The organism is Streptomyces sp. NBC_00316, assembly GCF_036158715.1.
In the GTDB taxonomy this organism is placed as follows: Bacteria; Actinomycetota; Actinomycetes; order Streptomycetales; family Streptomycetaceae; genus Streptomyces.
This window is the reverse complement of record NZ_CP108023.1, coordinates 8,233,476-8,249,545: the sequence shown is the minus strand read 5'-3', so window position 1 is coordinate 8,249,545 and position 16,070 is coordinate 8,233,476. Positions and strand designations below refer to the sequence as shown.

Genomic DNA, 16,070 nt, shown 5'->3' with positions numbered 1-16,070 from the left:
GTCCCGCCCGAACACGAGGAGCCACCATGGACTCCGAGACTTTGCTGGCACGGATCACCGACTACGAGAACCGCCCCAACCCCTACCCGCTGTACGCGGAACTGCGCGAGGCCGGTCCCGTGGTGCGGCAGGCAGACGGCAGCTACCTGGTCGGCAACTACCACGAGGTCGCCGCTCTGCTCCACGACCCGCGGATGAGTGTCTATCCCCGCACCCGTGGCGAGGTGACACACAAGCCGCCGTTCCTGCGACTCGACGACCCCGAGCACCACAGGCTGCGCACCTTGGCCATGCGGCCCTTCGGCCCGCCGCACAGCCCGGGCCGGGTCGATGCCATGCGCGGCGAGATCGACCAGATCACCAAGGAACTGATGGAGCCCTTCGAGGCGGGCCAGCAGCTCGACGTCGTCGACGATTTCGCCTACCCGCTGCCCGTCACGGTGATCTGCCGCCTGCTCGGCATACCCCGCGAGGACGAGCCGCTGTTCCGGGCCTGGTCCGACGCTCTGGTCGCAGCCGCCGACGTCAGACCCGGAGAAGACACCACCGAGACGGACAAAACCGGTGACCAGGCGCGGATCGAGATGGGCGGGTACCTGGTGAACCTCGCCGAGCAGCGCCGCGGCAAGCCGAGCGACGACCTGCTCTCCGCCTTCGTCAACGAGCTGGACCCGGCCCTGCGGCTCACCCAGGAGGAACTCGCGGAAACGGCCGTACTGCTCCTCATCGCGGGACACGAGACCACGGTCAACCTGATCGCCAACGGAGTCCTCACACTGCTGCGCCAACCCGAGCAGCTGGACCAGCTGCGCCGCGACCCCGACCTGCTGCCGCAAGCGGTGGAGGAACTACTGCGCTACGAACCCCCGGTCCACATGCGCGAGCGCATCCCACTCGCCGACATCGACATCGCCGGCACGACGGTCGCCCAAGGTACCCCCGTCGTTCTGGCGCTGGCCTCGGGCAACCGCGATCCCAGGCGGTTCCACGAGCCCGACCGGTTCGACCCCACCCGCCCGGACAACCAGCATCTCGGCTTCGGCAGCGGCATCCACTTCTGCTACGGCGCACCCCTCGCCCGCCTCGAAGCTCAGGCCGCACTGGGCGCGCTGCTCCCCCACCTCGGCACGGCACGCCCGGTCCAGGACCCGCCGCCTTACCGGCAGAACGCCATGCTCCGCGGGCCGCGCCACCTGCCCGTCCAGCTGTGATGCGAGGTCCTGGCTCGTCGGGATCGCACCGGAGATCCCGGCACCTTCTCGGTGCTGCGTGAGCGCGGCCATTCCCCGCGTGTTTCGGCCTGCGAGTCCAGCCGCAGTGTCGAGGTGGCGCCGGTTCCGAGCAGTCCTCCAGCCAGTGTGTTTCGGGAGGAACGAGGCGGCGCAGTTCGTCGGCGGTGAGGGGGACCTGAGCCAGTCCCTTGCCTCACGGTCGCGTCCCCAGATGCCATCTCAAGGTTCGACTCGTGGACGTTTGCGCTGAGCCGCCAGCTCCTTCTACAACCACCCCACGTCCAAAGCCGGACCTGTTCGACGCGGCCCTGACCGACGCGCGACGTAAGAACGTATGTCCTATTTGTTCAGATTTGAGGGTTTCATCACCCTTCAGGGCACTTGACCGATGAAGGTCTCGTATTTGATGATTTCATCAGGAATGAAGGAAGTGCACCTGCCGCGCCAGGTTCGACGCTCTCAGCCCCTCTGCACCCCGATGGGATGAACCGGATGACGAACACCGATCACACGCCACTCGCCGAGCCGGTGAGCCCAGGGAGATGCCCGACGCGGCGATAGCAATGATCGATGCCGAGGGGGCGGGCCTCCGACGACGCCCCGCGGGCTTCGGCGTACGGCGAGGAGGCCCGTGCCCAGGGTGACTGGCCCGGCACCGTGGCCGTCCGCCACCCCGACGGTCATCCGCTCAGCTGCCGCGCAGGTGGGGCCCGCTCGGGGCGGACGGCAAGGTCGTCCGGCCGAGCAAGACCTGCCCTTCACGGCCGGAGCCGTGTGACGCGCCGCCTGCCCAGGGTGCGGCCGCCACAGGATGTCGATCTCTCGTAACCACAGGCCCTCGCAAAGGAAGTCGAAGAATGAATGCAGCCAATGTTGAAAACATCGACTCGACAGGCGTTTCCCAAGGAGCGGCGAGCGTCTCCGGTACCGGTCCCGGCCGCAGTGGATACGCCTTTGACGGCCTGGCAGCCGCCGTGCTCGACGATCGAGGCGCGGTGGTGGGGTGGACCGCGACGGCAGAGGACCTGACGGGGTTCCGCGCAGAGGAGGTCTGCGGCCGCCCCGTGCAGGAACTGGTGGTCGACCTTCCCGGGAACCTGCGCGGCGCCACGGAGATACCGGAATCCGGCCGGGTACGGCTGTGGCACCAGTGCGGCAACACCATCGATGTCACGTTCCGAACCACAAGGGTGGAGGGCTCGGCGGAGGTCCTCGTCCTGGTCGCACCTACACACCACGTCGCCGCCCACGAGCAGGGCGCAACGCTCCTGCGCGCACTGTCCGCACAGAACCGCATCACGATCGCTCTGCACGACACGGATCTCACCACTGTGCAAACGAACGCCACGCCGGGCACTCTCGACGGCCGTCCAGTGGCACCCGGCACTCGGCTGTGCGACGTGCTACGTGCCGAGGACGCCGAGAACCTCGAGGCAGTACTGCGCCAGGTACTCGAGATCGGTGTCCCGGCGGTCCGCAGAAACCTGCAAGTGAGCTGGCGGCACGATCCGGCGCGGCAGCACGTGCTGTCTCTGTCCGCCTTCCGTCTGGAGGACGCTCGACGACGCCCCACGGGGGTCGCAGCGCTGTACATCGACAGTGCCGACGATCTGCGTGCCCGCCGTCATCTGGATCTCGCCCGCGAGGTGGCCGAGCAGGTGGGAGGCTCTCTGGACGTCGTGCGCACTGCGCAGGACCTTGCAGACGTTCTCGTACCCGCGTTCGGAGATCTCGCCGCAGTCGACCTTGCGCACTCCGTATTCGACGGGGAAGAGCCCTCGAAGCAGCTGAGAGGCGGAGACATGGACAACGCGGCCCTTGCGCCGGCCACCGCAGTGTGGCCCGCTGGCATCAATCGCGGCGACCCCGTCCCGCCCCTTCCCGACCACCCCCTCCTGCGCAGCTTCCGACACGGCGAGACGGTCGTCTTCGGCCGTGACGACTTCATCGCCATGGTCAGCGACCCGCAGCTGGTCGAGTATCTCGTCCCGAAGGACGCCCATTCGGTGATGGTGGCGCCGTTGCATGCCCGCGGGCTCACGCTCGGCGCCATATCGGCCTGGCGATGCGACCGATCCGACCCCTTCACCGAGGACGAGGCGGATCTCATGAGACAGATCGCCTCACGGGGTGCGCTCGCCATCGACAATGCCCGCCGTTACACGCGCGAGCACAGGGCGGCCGTCGTGCTGCAGCAGCGCCTCCTCCCCCCGGCCACGACCGACAGCCCTGCAGCCGAGACCGCCAGCGCCTACCTGCCCGCAGGCGGCGGAGCCGAAATCAGCGGCGACTGGTACGACGCCATTGCTCTTCCCTCGCTCCGGCTGGCTCTTGTCGCCGGGGACGTCGTCGGCCACGGCATGTCTGCAAGCGCCACGATGGGCCGCCTGCGCGCCGCCATCCAGACGCTCGCGGACCTGGAACTCGAACCGGACGAGCTGCTCACCCGGATCGCGGACCTGGTCCAGCGCCTCGCGGCCGAAGCCCCACTCGGCGACCACGACATCATCGGCGGCACATGCCTGTACGCGGTCTACGACCCGGTCACCCAACGATGCGCCATAGCCAGTGCCGGGCACCCGCCACCCGTCCTGGTCCGGCCCGACGGAACCGCCGAAGTCGTCGCGATCTCCCCGGGGCCACCACTCGCCGTGTCCGGCATGCCGTACGAGACCACCGTGATCGACCTCGAGCCGGGCAGTGTCCTCGCCCTCTACACCGACGGCCTGGTCGAACAGCGCGACCGCGACATCGACCAAGGCCTGCGACGCCTGACGGATGCCCTCGCCGCGTCCTGCCGTCCGGATCGCGCTCTGGACGAAACCGCCCGGGCTCTCCTCGCCGACCTGACAGACCAAGCGCCGCGCGACGACGCGACGCTGCTCCTGGCCCGTACCCGCGCCATCCCGGCGGAGGACACGGCTCACTGGGAAATCCCGGCCGACCCTGCCGCTGTCTCCAAAGCCCGAGAATGGACAACCCACCAACTCACCGCGTGGGGCCTCGAGGACCTCCTCTTCACCACCGAACTCATCGTCAGCGAACTGGTCACCAACGCCATCCGCTACGGTCGTGCGCCGATGGGCCTCCGTCTGATTCGCCACGACGTCCTGGTGTGCGAGGTCACCGACTCCAGCGGCACCCAGCCTCGCCTGCGGCGCGCCCACACCACCGACGAGGGAGGACGCGGTTTGTTCCTCGTCGCCCAACTCGGCCGGCGCTGGGGCTGCCGCCATGGCCAGAACCGCAAGACGATCTGGTCCGAGCAGCTCATCGAGTGCCCCCGCTGACCGGGGCCTGCTCGTTACGGCCCCGGGCAGGCGCCCCTGCTCACAGTGCTGCGTCGGCCGCCGGCGGGACGCGACGCCCATGCTGTGCGACGCGGCAGCGACAGGTAGGGACTCACCAGCCTGGTCACACTCCGCCAAACTCACTGTTTGCGGCCTGACGCCGGCTTGCGGCATGCCGGAGACAGCCAGCGATCATGGCGCCAAGTATCCCTGTTTTGTGCCAACTACAATTGCTCGTCACAGACGCTCAGCGCCGCACGCGCGGCATCCCGAGGCCGATCCACGAGATGATCTCCCGCTGGATCTCGTTGTTGCCGCCGCCGAAGGTGAAGATGACAGCTGACCGGTAGCCGCGTTCGAGTTCGCCGTGCAGGACGGCGCCCGCCGAGCCCTCCTTGAGCGGTCCTGCCGAACCGACGATCTCCATCAGCCAGGCGTAGGCGTCGCGGCGTGCCTCCGAACCGTAGACCTTGACGGCGGAGGCGTCCTGCGGCGTGAGGGTTCCCTGCTGGACGGCGGAGACCATCTGCCAGTTGAGCAGCTTCATGGCGTCGAGCCGGGTGTGGGTGCGGGCGAGGCGCGTGCGCACCCAGCCGAGGTCGATGACCCGGCGCCCGTCGGCGAGCTCGGTGCCGGTGGCCCAGCGCTGGACGTTGTGGAGGGCGCGGATGGCCATGGTGCCGTGGGCGGCGAGGGTGACGCGTTCGTGGTTGAGCTGGTTGGTGATGAGCCGCCATCCCTTGTTCTCGTCGCCCACGCGGCGGGAGACGGGCACACGGATGTTCTCGTAGTAGCTGGCGGTGGTGTCGTGCGACGCGAGGGTGTTGATCAGCGTGCAGGAGTAGCCGGGGTCGCTCGTGGGGACGAGCAGCATGGTGATGCCCTTGTGGGGCGGGGCGTCCGGGTCGGTGCGGACGGCGAGCCAGACCCAGTCGGCGGTGTCCCCGTTGGTCGTCCAGATCTTCTGCCCGTTGACGGTGTAGGTGTCGCCGTCGCGTACCGCACGGGTCTTGAGCGCGGCGAGGTCGGTGCCCGCGTCGGGTTCGCTGTAGCCGATCGCGAAGTCGATCTCGCCGGACAGGATCTTCGGCAGGAAGTACGCCTTCTGTTCCTCGGTGCCGAACTGCATGATCGTCGGGCCTACGGTGTTGAGGGCCATCAGTGGCAGGGGGACGCCTGCCTGGGCGGCCTCGTCGAAGAAGATGAACTGCTCCACCGGGGACAGGCCCCGTCCACCGTACCGGGTCGGCCAGCCGACGCCGAGCCAACCGTCGGCGCCGAGACGGCGGATCGTCTCGCGGTAGAAGCGTTTCTGGGCGGCCGGGTCGCCGTACCTGGCGTAGGCGTTGTCGGGGACGAGTCCGGCGAAGTACGTGCGCAGCTCGGCGCGCAACTGCTGTTGCTCAGGCGTGTATTCGAGGTGCACGGCCCCTCCCGGAGTCTCGCGGTCGCGTCGCCCGTGTGCGGCGGCGCACACAGTAGAACGTGTTGCAAGAATCCGGAAGGGCCGTGAGACACCGGCCGTCGGTCAGCGCTTGACCGCGCGCAGCACGACGAACTTGGGGTCACCGGCGACGGTGGTGCAGTTACCGAACGTGCGGCGCAGCTGGGTGTGGTACCCGAGATGCCGGTTGCCGACGACCCACAGCTCGCCGCCCTGGCGAAGCGCCGTGCGCGCCCCTTGGAACATGGTGCGGGACGTGGCGTCGGTGATCGCCTGGTGCGAGTGGAACGGCGGGTTGTTGAGTACCAGGTCGACACTTCCCGGGGGCACGTCCGCCATCCCGTCGCCCACCAGGAAGCGGGCCTCGGCGTCCGCCCCGAGGCCGGCGCGGAACGTCGCCTCGGCGGAGGCGACCGCCTGGTACGACTCGTCGATGAAGGTGACCGTCGACTCGGGGTTGGCGAGCGCGGCGCAGGTGCCGACGACGCCGTTTCCGCAGCCCAGGTCGACGACGTGGTCCTGGCCACTGCGCTCGGGCAGATGGTTCAGGAAGAAGCGGGTACCGATGTCGAGCCGCTCGGCGCAGAAGATCCCGGCGTGGTTGACGACAGTCCGGCCGGATACGGCGCCGATGCCGTCGGGCAGCTCGTACCGGTGCGGCCAGGGGCTGGGGGTGCGGGGCAGCGCCGGGTCGGGGGTGCAGAAGATCAGCCGGGCCTTCTTCACCGCGAGGGAGGTGCGGGTCGGGCCGATGATCCGCTCGAACAGCCTGAGGGTGGAGGTGTGGATCTCCTTCACCATGCCGACGCCGATGACGACGGTGCCGGCGTGCACGGCGGGGGCGAGCCGGTGCAGCTGGTCCTCCAGGAGCGCCAGGCTCTTGGGAACGCGTACGAGCAGGACATCGATGCGATCCGGCGGCGTGTCCCTGGCCGACAGCAGACGTACGGCATCCTCGTCGCGACCGTTGCGGGCGAGGTTCGCCAGGGTCGCGCGCTGCGCGAGGTACGAGTCGGTGATCTGTACGGGGCGGTGTTCGGCCAGCACGGTGCTCAGCGCACCCCAGCGGTCGCCCACCACGACCACGGCGCCGGAGAGGTCGACCGGCGCGGCCTCCTCGGTCCCCTCCAGCTGCCGCAGCAGATATTCGTCGGCAGCGTCCCAGGCGCGGAACGCGTCGCGCGGGTTCTCGGGGAAGCGGGCGAGCTCGAACCCGCCCTGTGACGTCGTCAAACGGTTCATTGTGCACTCAGGCTAGCCGAGCGGCGGGGGGCGCCCACACACTCCCCGCCGCGCCGGTCGCCTACGGCAGCTGCTTCTCCATGGCCGCCCGGCCCTCTCGTGCCAGCCGGCGTTGCGCCCACTCAAGATTCTGCGGAGTCAGGTCCCGCCCGGAGGCGAGCACCAGATCTTCGGCCGACGGATGATCGCTCCCGCCGGTGTGCAACAGGCTGTCCGGGGTCACGCCCCGAGCCGTGGATACGGGTACGGATTCGGGCTCTTCGCTCATGCCGCCTCCTCGTCCTTGCGGCAATTCTCGCCCGGTGGCTCCGGGACCGCATCCGAGGCGCCACTTGACCTGCACATGATAGGTACGCAGCGTTCACACCTCGGTCACCGTGCGTGTGGAAGGCTCCCGCTGACCACGTACCCACACGGACACCGCGGAGCCGGCTCCCACCCCCGTGACGGCGCCGCGGTGGCTGCTTTTCCGGAGAGGACACCCCACATGTCCCGTCGTCACCTTCACCACCGGCGACTCCTGCCGGCCACCCTTGCCGCGTTCGCGGTGCTCGCCGGTACCGGGGCCGCCGCACCGGCGGCGCCGGCCGCGCCCCGGACCTCCCCGGTGGCCGCGACACCGCTCGCCACGCTCGACGACACGTACTACCGGAACGCGCTCGGAAAGACCGGAACGCAGCTCAAGAGCACCCTCCACTCGATCATCAGCGTGCAGACGAAGATCTCGTACAGCCAGGTCTGGAACGCACTCAAGGACACCGACCAGGACCCGGCCAACTCCTCCAACGTGATCCTCCTGTACACCGGGCGGTCCGAGCCCAAGAGCGACAACGGCGGATCGGTCGGCCAGTGGAACCGCGAACACGTCTGGGCCAAGTCCCACGGCGACTTCGGCACGGTCACCGGCCCCGGCACCGACATCCACCATCTGCGCCCGGAGGACGTCACGGTCAACTCCGTGCGGGACAACAAGGACTTCGACAACGGCGGCAGCGCGGTGAGCGGCGCTCCGGGCAACTACACCGACAGCGATTCCTTCGAACCGCGCGACGCGGTGAAGGGTGACGTCGCCCGCATGATCCTCTACATGGCGGTGCGGTACGAGGGCGACGACGCCTTCGCGGACCTCGAACCGAACGACGAGGTGGACAACGGTTCCGCGCCGCACATCGGCAGGCTCTCGGTACTGAAGCAGTGGAGCCAGGAGGACCCGCCGGACACCTTCGAGAAGCGGCGCAACGACGTCATATACAACCAGTACCAGCACAACAGGAACCCGTTCATCGACCACCCCGAATGGGTCGAGGCCATTTGGTAGCGGCGCGGTCCCGTGCCGGTCAGGTCGTCGGGCGTTCCGCGTCCCGTGCGGAGCGATCGACGGCCTCCTCGCGCGAGGAGAAGCGCCGTGGCGCCGCCGGATCGCCGCCCCGAACCCCGAGGTGGCCGGCCGGGTCGACCACGGCGGTACGCCGGCCGCCCTCGGTGAGCCGGGCCAGTCCGGAGCGGAGCATCGCCCGGGCCACCGTGTCGATGCCGGTCACCTGCCGCAGATCCAGCACCACGGACGCCGTCTCGTCCGGCCGTGACTCGTCGAGCGCGTACAGCACGCGTTCCGCCGCGGTGAAGTCGATGGCGCCCTGCGCGGCGACGACCGCCACCCGTTCGCGCAGGGCGCGCTCCTGCTCGCCCGTCGGGGCGGACGGCAGGTCGTCGGCCGTGGTGACCAGGGTGACGGTCGAAGCGGCCAGGGCCGGGTTGTGCATCAGATGCAGACCGAGCCGCTCCGACAGCGCCCCCAGAGCGATGCGCCCGCGGACCGATGTACCGGACGGATCGAGGAGCGGGCTGTACGCTGCCAGCCCGAATCTGGCCGGTCCCGCGGCGATCAGCCCGCCCGACACCCCGCTCTTGGCGGGCAGCCCCACCCGCAGCAGCCAGTCGCCCGAGCCGTCGTACATGCCGCAGGTCGCCATCACGGCGAGCACCTGCGCCGCCACGGGCTCGTCGACGACCACGTCACCGTTGAGCGGGTTCACACCGCCGTTCGCGAGTGTCGCGGCCATGGCGGCGAGATCCAGCGCGGTGACGCGTACCGAACACTGCCGGAAGTAGGTCTCCACCGCTCCCACCGGGTCGACCGGCAGCGGTCCGGCGCTGCGGATCAGATACGCGAGGGCACGGTTGCGGTCGCCGGTCGCGACCTCGGAGGCGTACACCGCCTCGTCGACGTCCAGCTGCCGGCCGGCGAAGCGGCCCAGGCAGTCGAGGATGCGGTCGAACCTCGGGGCGTCGGCAGCGTCGGGGATCAGCGCGGTGGTGACGATCGCACCGGCGTTGACCATGGCGTTGTCCGGCCGCCCGGTGCCGGGTTCCAGACTGATGGCGTTGAAGGCCTCGCCGCTGGGCTCGGCGTTCACCCACCGGCTCACCTCGTCGACACCGAGGACGGACAGCGCGAGGGCGTAGACGAACGGTTTGGACACGGACTGCATGGTGAACGGGACGTCGGCCTCGCCCGTGCTGTAGCGATGGCCGTCCATGCTGATCAGGGCCAGCCCGAAGGCTTCCGGGTCGGCCACGGCCAGTTGCGGGATGTAGTCGGCGAGTGCGCCGTCACGCACCCCGGCGAATCGGGAGCGCAGTTCGCGCAGCGCATCCGTCACCGCATCGGCCGCGGCGCTCACCTCGTCCCTCCGGCCGTCAGCTGCGCTCTGCCTGGGCGATCCGGGGGAACGACTTGACGCCCGCCGCCTTGCGGCTGTTCGCGTGTTCGCTGATCGTCCGGCCGGGCGGGGCGTCCGCGATGCCGAGCACCACCGAGTCGAGCACCTTCCCCGACGCATCGACGAACTCCACCCGGACAGCGTAGAAGGCGGCTTTGTCGGTGGGGTTGGTGACGCGGACCAGAGCGCTGCGGAACTGTTCGCCCTGGGCGACCGGCACCCCGCTCACCGAGACGTCCTTGACCGCGTTGCCCTTCCCCTGGACCCCTGCGAGCTGTTTGACGGCCATCTGCCGGTTGCGCTCGACAGCGGCGTTGACCGAGGCCTCGAAGTCCCGTTGGGTGCGCGGCGACGCGCTCTGGGACGGCGACTCGGTGGGCTCCGCGGACACCGTCCGGGTGCTCCTGGCCGTTCCCGGCGACGAGGTGTCGTTGTCGCAGGCGGCGGCTCCCGCCACGATGACCGCGGCCAGCACGGCGGGGGTCAGACGGCGGACTGTGCGGCCGCCGAGGGCGCGCCGCTGAGGGCTGGGCTGGTTCACGGACACTCCGGGTCTGTTCGGGAAAGTGAGTCAAGGGGATACGGCTGTACCGGCGCGACACACCGCGTCACTCGGCGTCCTCGCCGAAGATCTCGCGCAGACGCGCCTCGCTGAGGGTGTCCAGGTTGCTGTGGAGGAGCTCGGCGCCGTCGCCCGGAAGCGCTTCGCTGATCCGGTCGGGCACCTCGTTCGTGGTGAGCAGGAACAGAGCCGAAGTTCCGGGCGTCACCTGCTTCTTGACCTCCGCGATGAAGTCGTCGTCGATGCCGACGTCGGCCAGCTTTCCGCCCAGCGCCCCGGCCGCCGCGCCGATGGCCGCACCCAGCAGCGGCATCAGAAAGATCAGCCCGAAGAGCATTCCCCAGAACGTGCCGCTCAGGGCGCCTGCACCGACCAGATTGAGCAACTGCTTCGTCTTCGGCTTCGTCCTGTCGGCCGGCCAGCTGACCACCGCGGCGTCGAGGATCTTGACCAGCCCCTCCTTCTGAAGGGCCTTCAGCGTGTTCTCCACGTCCTCCGCACCCTCGGCGGACTGGAACTTCCACACGGTGAGCGTGGACATCGCGCATACCTCCGGACTCCGGAACTCATCAGCTCGCCCATATTAGGATCAAACGGTATGAATTTACCTGTCGAATCACACCGATTCACATCGCATCGCCCGCTCTGCACGAGGGTGGGCGCGTACGCCCGGGAGGGAACGAGGGGCGCGGATGCCCTGCCCCGGCGCCCGCCAGCCGCCGTGCCCGATGCGGGTGCCGGGAGCTGCTGGGAAAATGGGGAGAGCACCCCGGACCGTCCCTCACGGGCACGGAGCCCAGGGAGAGGGAGTGACCGCACCATGCCACGCGGATTCAGTGCCAAGCGCGAACGGCAGTACGAGCACATCAAGGAGAGCGCGCAGGAGCGTGGAGTGAGCGAGGAACGGGCCGAGGAGATCGCGGCGCGTACGGTGAACAAGGAACGCGCCCGCTCCGGAGAGTCGATGACGGCGAGCCGTACGTCGATCCACGACATGTCGTCCTCACGGCGCGGCGGACTGCGCTCCCACAGCGGGGCCGAAGGTCCCACGCGCGACCAGCTCTACGAAGAGGCCAGGAAGAAGAACGTCAAGGGCCGCTCGACCATGACAAAGGCCGAGCTGGCCAAGGCAGTCGGCCGCTGAGCCCCCGCCCCACCGGGCGCGTTCCGCGCCCGGTGGGGCGGCTACGCAGGGCCGTCTCCGTCCCGGCCGTACCAGACCGTGGTGGCGTTGCAGAATTCACGGATGCCGTGCCCGGCGAGCTCGCGCCCGTAGCCGGAGCGCTTCACGCCGCCGAACGGCAGCGCGGGGTGGGATGCGGTCATGCCGTTGAAGAAGACGCCACCGGCCTGCAGGTCACGCACGCACCGGCGTCCCTCGTCGGCGTCGCGCGTCCATACGTTGGAGCTGAGGCCGAACGGGCTGTCGTTGGCGAGGGCCAGGGCCTCGTCCAGGTCGGCGACGCGGTACAGCGTGGCAACCGGTCCGAATGTCTCCTCGCGATGGATCCGCATGTCGGGGGTGATCCCGGTAAGGACGGTGGGGGCGTAGAACCAGCCGCCCTCCAGCTCCGCACCCAGCCCCGTGGGCCGGCTGCCCCCGCACAACGCGGTCGCGCCCTGCCGCACGGCGTCGTCCACCAGTTCCTCCAGGTCGGTGCGGCCCTGTTCGCTGGAGAGCGGGCCGACGTCGGTGGACTCCTGCTGCGGATCGCCGACCGTCAGATCGCGCATTCCCGCGGTGAACCGCTCGGCGAACTCTTCGTACACATCGGTGTGCACGATGAACCGCTTGGCGGCGATGCAGGACTGCCCGTTGTTCTGCACCCGGGCGGTCACCGCCGTACGGGCGGCCCGCGGTACGTCGGCCGAGGACAGGACCAGGAAGGGGTCGCTGCCGCCCAGTTCCAGCACGGTGTGCTTCACCTCGTCGCCCGCGATAGACGCGACCGAGCGACCGGCCGGCTCGCTGCCGGTCAGGGTGGCGGCGACGACGCGGGGGTCACGCAGGATCGACTCGACCGCCCCCGATCCCACCAGGAGCGTCTGGAAGCAACCGGGCGGGAAGCCGGCCCGGCGGAACAGGCCGTCGAGGTACAGCGCGGTCTGCGGGACGTTCGACGCGTGCTTGAGCAGCCCGACGTTGCCCGCCATGAGCGCGGGGGCCGCGAACCGTACGACCTGCCAGAGCGGGAAGTTCCAGGGCATCACGGCGAGGACCGGGCCCAGCGGCCGGTAGTGGACATAGGCACGGGATGCTCCGGTGTCGCGCACGTCGTCGGCCGGCGGGTGCTCGTCCGCGAGAAGTTCCTCGGCGTTGGCCGCGTACCACCGCATGCCCTTGGCGCACTTGGCGGCCTCCGCGCGGGCCGCCTTGACGGGCTTGCCCATTTCGGTGGTCATGGTGCGGGCGATGTCCTCCTGGTCCTCGTCGAGGAGGTCGGCGGCCCGGTTCATCAGCTGGGCCCGTTCACCGAACGCGGTGGTGCGGTACTCCCGGAAGGCGGCTTCCGCGGCCGCGAGCCGTTGCTCGATCTCCGCCGCCCCCAGGGCGTCGAACGTCCTGATGGTCTCGCCGTTCGCGGGGTTGACCGTCGCGATGGGCATGACTGTGCTCTCCTTGCCTCGGATTCTTCGACCGTGCCGCGCCACGCCGTGCCGCGCAACGCGGGCCCGGTGCAACACCCGACCGGCGCGGACGACGCGTGCGGTGTGCACGCCGTCCGCGCCGGTGGGCAGGGCAGACTTCTTCGCGTACGGACTCGGGTGCCGGTCCGGATAGGGATCCCCGCCGCCCCTGTGGCCGAAGCCGGCCGCCGGTCCGACGGCGGGGGCCCCGTCAGACGAGGACGGGCTCGGAGACCGGCGACTTCAGGAACTCGCGCGCGCCGGGCAGCGGGGCGCGCGGCAGCAGATCGGTGCTCCGCGGGGCCTCCGCGTAGCGGGTGAACCAGACGACCTTGCCGTCGAGGGTGCGACAGGTACCCCAGCTGTGGCTCAGGGCCATGACCCGGCTGAGGCCACCGCCCCCCGTGCTGAGCAGCCGCGGCATCTGGGGGCTGTTGTCGGCGACGGAGACCGTGAGGTGCCGTCCGGACCAGCGGAGTTCGACGACGCTCTTGTTGTCGTCACCGACATGCCGGTGGACATTGGTCAGCAGCTCCTCCACACCCCGGCACACAGGCCGGATGTGGAGTTCGAGACTCCAGTGGCGCAGATGCGCGGCGACGATTCGTCGCAGCTGCGATATGCGCTCTTCCGACACCTGGAGTTCGACCAGATAGTGCCGGTCGATTGGAACGGTCATCGTCGAGGCTCCTCACATCGAGGCCCACCTGCTTCACCTTGCTGAACCAACGACCCCCGAATACGAAGTGTGAGCAGATGTCACTGTTAGGTCACTCCAAAGGGTGACCCCGCAGGACCGGGTGCGCAACACGTGGGCCAGTACACCCATCCCCACCGGTCGTCAGGGCAGATAGGGCAGCAGCTTGTCGGGCGTGAGCGGGAGGCTCCGCAGCCGGGCACCGGTGGCGTGCCGCACCGCGTTGCCGAGGGCGGCAGCGGCGCCGACGATGCCGATCTCGCCGATGCCCTTGCTGCCCATCGGGTTGAGATGCGCGTCGTCCTCGTCGATCGAGTACGCCTCGATCTGCGGGACGTCGGCGCAGACCGGCACATGGTAGGAGGCGAGATCGTTCTGGGTGAAGTCGCCGAAGACGGGGTCGATCGTGCTGCCCTCGGTCAGTGCCATGCCGAGCCCCATGATCATGCCGCCGATGAACTGGGAGCGTGCTGTACGGGAGTTGAGGATGTGTCCGGCGGCGAAGACGCCGAGCATCCGGCGCACCCGGACCTCACCGGTGCGGGTGTCGACGGCGACTTCGGCGAAGTGCGCGCCGAACGCGTGCCGTGCGTACGGGGAGGTCGCGGCCGTCTCCTCCGCGGTGTCGGCGGTGACCGTGATGCCGGCGTCGGGCAGCGGACTGGTGTGCTTGCGCAGCTCCTGCGCCAGGGCGGTGGACGCCTTGTGCACGGACCAGCCCCAGGAGGCGGTCCCCGTCGAACCGCCGGCCAGGGGCGCCTCGGGCAGGGCGCTGCAGCCGATGTCGATCCGGACGCCGGCCACGGGGGTGTCCAGCACGGACGCGGCGATCTGGGCGAGGACGGTGCGGGCGCCGGTGCCGATGTCGGTCGCGTTGATCCTGATGCGGTAGGTGCCGTCGGCGGCGGCATGGGCGGATGCACTGGAGCCGGTGATGTACACGGGGTATGTGGCGGAGGCGACGCCCGTACCGAGCAGCAGGGGGCCTTCCCGGCGCGCAGCCGGGCGCGGATCGCGGTCGTACCAGCCGAACCGTGCGGCACCGTCCTCCAGGCAGGCGGCGAGGCCGCGGCTGCTGAACGGGTGACCGGTGTCGGGTTCGTGGGCCGGATCGTTGCGCAGGCGCAGTTCGACGGGGTCGACACCGAGAGCCAGGGCCAGCTCGTCCATGGCCGATTCCAGTGCGTACATGCCGGGGGCCTCACCCGGTGCGCGCATCCAGGAAGGGCTGGGCACGTCCAGCGCGGCCACCCGGTGGGTGGTACGGCTGTGCGGGGACGCGTACATCACGCGGGCCGGCACGGCCGCCTGTTCCACGAACTCCTTGACCGTGGAGGTGTGGGTGATGATCTCGTGGGCGATCGAGGTGAGGGTGCCGTCGAGTTCCGCACCCAGTCTGACGCGTTGGACCGTGGGAGCGCGGTGGCCCACGACGGCGGGCATCTCGCGTCGCGGCAGGGCGAGTTTGACGGGGCGTCCGGTGTGGCGTGCGGCCATGGCGGCGAGGACGGCCTGCGGGCGTGTGGTGCCCTTGGAGCCGAAGCCGCCGCCGACGTGTTCGGAGATGACCGTGACCTGTTCGGGCCTCAGTCCGAACATCGCGGCGAGCACGTCGCGGACCGCGCCGGCGCCCTGGCTGGAGTCGTACACGGTGAGCCGCTCGTCGTCGGTCCAGAGGGCCGTGGAGGCGTGCGGCTCCATGGGGTGGTTGTGCAGGGCGCCGAGGGTGTACGTGGCGTCGACCTGTACGGGCGCCTCGGCGAAGGCCCGGTCGAAGTCGCCGCGTTCGCGGACCGCGGGATAGCCGCCGTTCACGGTCTCCGGTGTGTACAGGCCCGGGTGGTCCTCGGTGAGCAGGACGTCGTGTCCGGCGCTCTCGTACTCGACGGTGACGGCCTCGGCTCCCGCGCGGGCCGACTCGAGGGTGTCGGCCACGACGAGGGCCACCTGCCGGCCCCGGTGCGGGACCCGGTCGTCCTGGAGGACGGCGAGGACCGGGTCGTCGGGCCGGTTCAGCTTCGGGGCGTTCTCGTGGGTGAGGACGGTGTGCACGCCGGGCAGGGCCAGCGCCTCGGCGGTGTGGACCGCTGTGATCCGGCCGCGTACGACGGTGGCGGGGACGGGCCAGGCGTACAGGCAGCCCGGCGGGGTGTGCTCGGCGGCGTAGCGGGCGGCGCCGGTGACCTTGTCCCGGCCCTCGCGGCGGACCACGGGGGCGCCCAGCGGCTGGGGGGTCTGGCTCATGGCGGGAG

Annotated in this window: 13 protein-coding genes; 4 read left to right on the top strand and 9 right to left on the bottom strand. The window is 69.9% G+C overall.

The genetic code is table 11. The annotated features are described in order from the left end of the window. Nucleotides 1-26: 26 nt before the first annotated feature. Nucleotides 27-1,211 carry a cytochrome P450 gene (locus OG878_RS36885; protein ID WP_328890798.1) on the top strand — a complete coding sequence of 395 codons (1,185 nt, stop codon included), beginning with the start codon at nt 27-29 and terminating at the stop codon, nt 1,209-1,211. A gap of 878 nt (nt 1,212-2,089) precedes the next feature. Then, nucleotides 2,090-4,522: an ATP-binding SpoIIE family protein phosphatase gene (locus OG878_RS36880; protein WP_328890797.1), complete on the top strand. Its 2,433-nt coding sequence runs from the start codon at nt 2,090-2,092 to the stop codon at nt 4,520-4,522. A 247-nt stretch (nt 4,523-4,769) separates the two neighbouring features. On the opposite strand, the gene OG878_RS36875 is transcribed toward OG878_RS36880, so the two are convergent. From OG878_RS36875 to OG878_RS36865, 3 genes are all read right to left on the bottom strand, one after another. Continuing rightward, the gene (locus OG878_RS36875; RefSeq protein ID WP_328890796.1) at nt 4,770-5,948 is read right to left on the bottom strand and encodes an acyl-CoA dehydrogenase family protein; all 1,179 of its coding nucleotides are present in this window, start codon (nt 5,946-5,948) and stop codon (nt 4,770-4,772) included. A gap of 102 nt (nt 5,949-6,050) precedes the next feature. Then, nucleotides 6,051-7,208, bottom strand: a complete 1,158-nt coding sequence (locus OG878_RS36870) for a methyltransferase (RefSeq protein WP_328890795.1) — start codon at nt 7,206-7,208, stop codon at nt 6,051-6,053. 61 nt (nt 7,209-7,269) lie between these two features. Next, nucleotides 7,270-7,476 (bottom strand): hypothetical protein, encoded by a 207-nt coding sequence (locus OG878_RS36865; protein ID WP_328890794.1) that lies wholly within the window; start codon nt 7,474-7,476, stop codon nt 7,270-7,272. Nucleotides 7,477-7,695: 219 nt separating this feature from the next. Here OG878_RS36865 and OG878_RS36860 point away from each other — a divergent pair, with 219 nt between their 5' ends. After that, the gene (locus OG878_RS36860) at nt 7,696-8,526 is read left to right on the top strand and encodes an endonuclease I family protein (RefSeq protein WP_328890793.1); all 831 of its coding nucleotides are present in this window, start codon (nt 7,696-7,698) and stop codon (nt 8,524-8,526) included. Between the two features lie 19 nt (nt 8,527-8,545). Here OG878_RS36860 and glsA read toward each other — a convergent pair whose 3' ends face one another. The 3 genes from glsA to OG878_RS36845 all read right to left on the bottom strand — a co-directional run bounded on the left by glsA (nt 8,546) and on the right by OG878_RS36845 (nt 11,034). Next, nucleotides 8,546-9,892: a glutaminase A gene (glsA, locus tag OG878_RS36855; protein ID WP_328890792.1), complete on the bottom strand. Its 1,347-nt coding sequence runs from the start codon at nt 9,890-9,892 to the stop codon at nt 8,546-8,548. 16 nt (nt 9,893-9,908) lie between these two features. Beyond that, on the bottom strand, nt 9,909-10,472 hold the full coding sequence (locus OG878_RS36850; RefSeq protein ID WP_328890791.1) for a hypothetical protein: 564 nt from the start codon (nt 10,470-10,472) through the stop codon (nt 9,909-9,911). Between the two features lie 67 nt (nt 10,473-10,539). Continuing rightward, nucleotides 10,540-11,034, bottom strand: coding sequence for a DUF1269 domain-containing protein (locus OG878_RS36845; RefSeq protein ID WP_328890790.1), 495 nt, complete (start codon nt 11,032-11,034; stop codon nt 10,540-10,542). Nucleotides 11,035-11,313: 279 nt separating this feature from the next. Between OG878_RS36845 and OG878_RS36840 the strand changes: the two genes are divergently transcribed. Beyond that, nucleotides 11,314-11,637: a plasmid stabilization protein gene (locus OG878_RS36840; RefSeq protein WP_328890789.1), complete on the top strand. Its 324-nt coding sequence runs from the start codon at nt 11,314-11,316 to the stop codon at nt 11,635-11,637. Nucleotides 11,638-11,678: 41 nt separating this feature from the next. Here OG878_RS36840 and OG878_RS36835 read toward each other — a convergent pair whose 3' ends face one another. The 3 genes from OG878_RS36835 to OG878_RS36825 form a co-directional block, all read right to left on the bottom strand. Continuing rightward, complete coding sequence (locus tag OG878_RS36835) at nt 11,679-13,100, bottom strand: NADP-dependent succinic semialdehyde dehydrogenase (protein ID WP_328890788.1); 1,422 nt, start codon at nt 13,098-13,100, stop codon at nt 11,679-11,681. Nucleotides 13,101-13,332: 232 nt separating this feature from the next. After that, nucleotides 13,333-13,800: an ATP-binding protein gene (locus OG878_RS36830; RefSeq protein ID WP_328890787.1), complete on the bottom strand. Its 468-nt coding sequence runs from the start codon at nt 13,798-13,800 to the stop codon at nt 13,333-13,335. A 162-nt stretch (nt 13,801-13,962) separates the two neighbouring features. After that, entirely contained in the window at nt 13,963-16,062 is a 2,100-nt protein-coding gene (locus OG878_RS36825; RefSeq protein ID WP_328890786.1) for a xanthine dehydrogenase family protein molybdopterin-binding subunit, read from the bottom strand. Between the last annotated feature and the right edge of the window lie 8 nt (nt 16,063-16,070).

Bases quoted from the DNA above. Each gene is read 5' to 3' on its own strand.
- OG878_RS36885 (WP_328890798.1), top strand. From the start codon at position 27: ATGGACTCCGAGACTTTGCTGGCACGGATCACCGACTACGAGAACCGC.
- OG878_RS36845 (WP_328890790.1), bottom strand. From the start codon at position 11,034: ATGTCCACGCTCACCGTGTGGAAGTTCCAGTCCGCCGAGGGTGCGGAG.
- OG878_RS36880 (WP_328890797.1), top strand. From the start codon at position 2,090: ATGAATGCAGCCAATGTTGAAAACATCGACTCGACAGGCGTTTCCCAA.
- OG878_RS36830 (WP_328890787.1), bottom strand. From the start codon at position 13,800: ATGACCGTTCCAATCGACCGGCACTATCTGGTCGAACTCCAGGTGTCG.
- OG878_RS36865 (WP_328890794.1), bottom strand. From the start codon at position 7,476: ATGAGCGAAGAGCCCGAATCCGTACCCGTATCCACGGCTCGGGGCGTG.
- OG878_RS36835 (WP_328890788.1), bottom strand. From the start codon at position 13,100: ATGCCCATCGCGACGGTCAACCCCGCGAACGGCGAGACCATCAGGACG.
- OG878_RS36825 (WP_328890786.1), bottom strand. From the start codon at position 16,062: ATGAGCCAGACCCCCCAGCCGCTGGGCGCCCCCGTGGTCCGCCGCGAG.
- OG878_RS36840 (WP_328890789.1), top strand. From the start codon at position 11,314: ATGCCACGCGGATTCAGTGCCAAGCGCGAACGGCAGTACGAGCACATC.
- OG878_RS36860 (WP_328890793.1), top strand. From the start codon at position 7,696: ATGTCCCGTCGTCACCTTCACCACCGGCGACTCCTGCCGGCCACCCTT.
- OG878_RS36870 (WP_328890795.1), bottom strand. From the start codon at position 7,208: ATGAACCGTTTGACGACGTCACAGGGCGGGTTCGAGCTCGCCCGCTTC.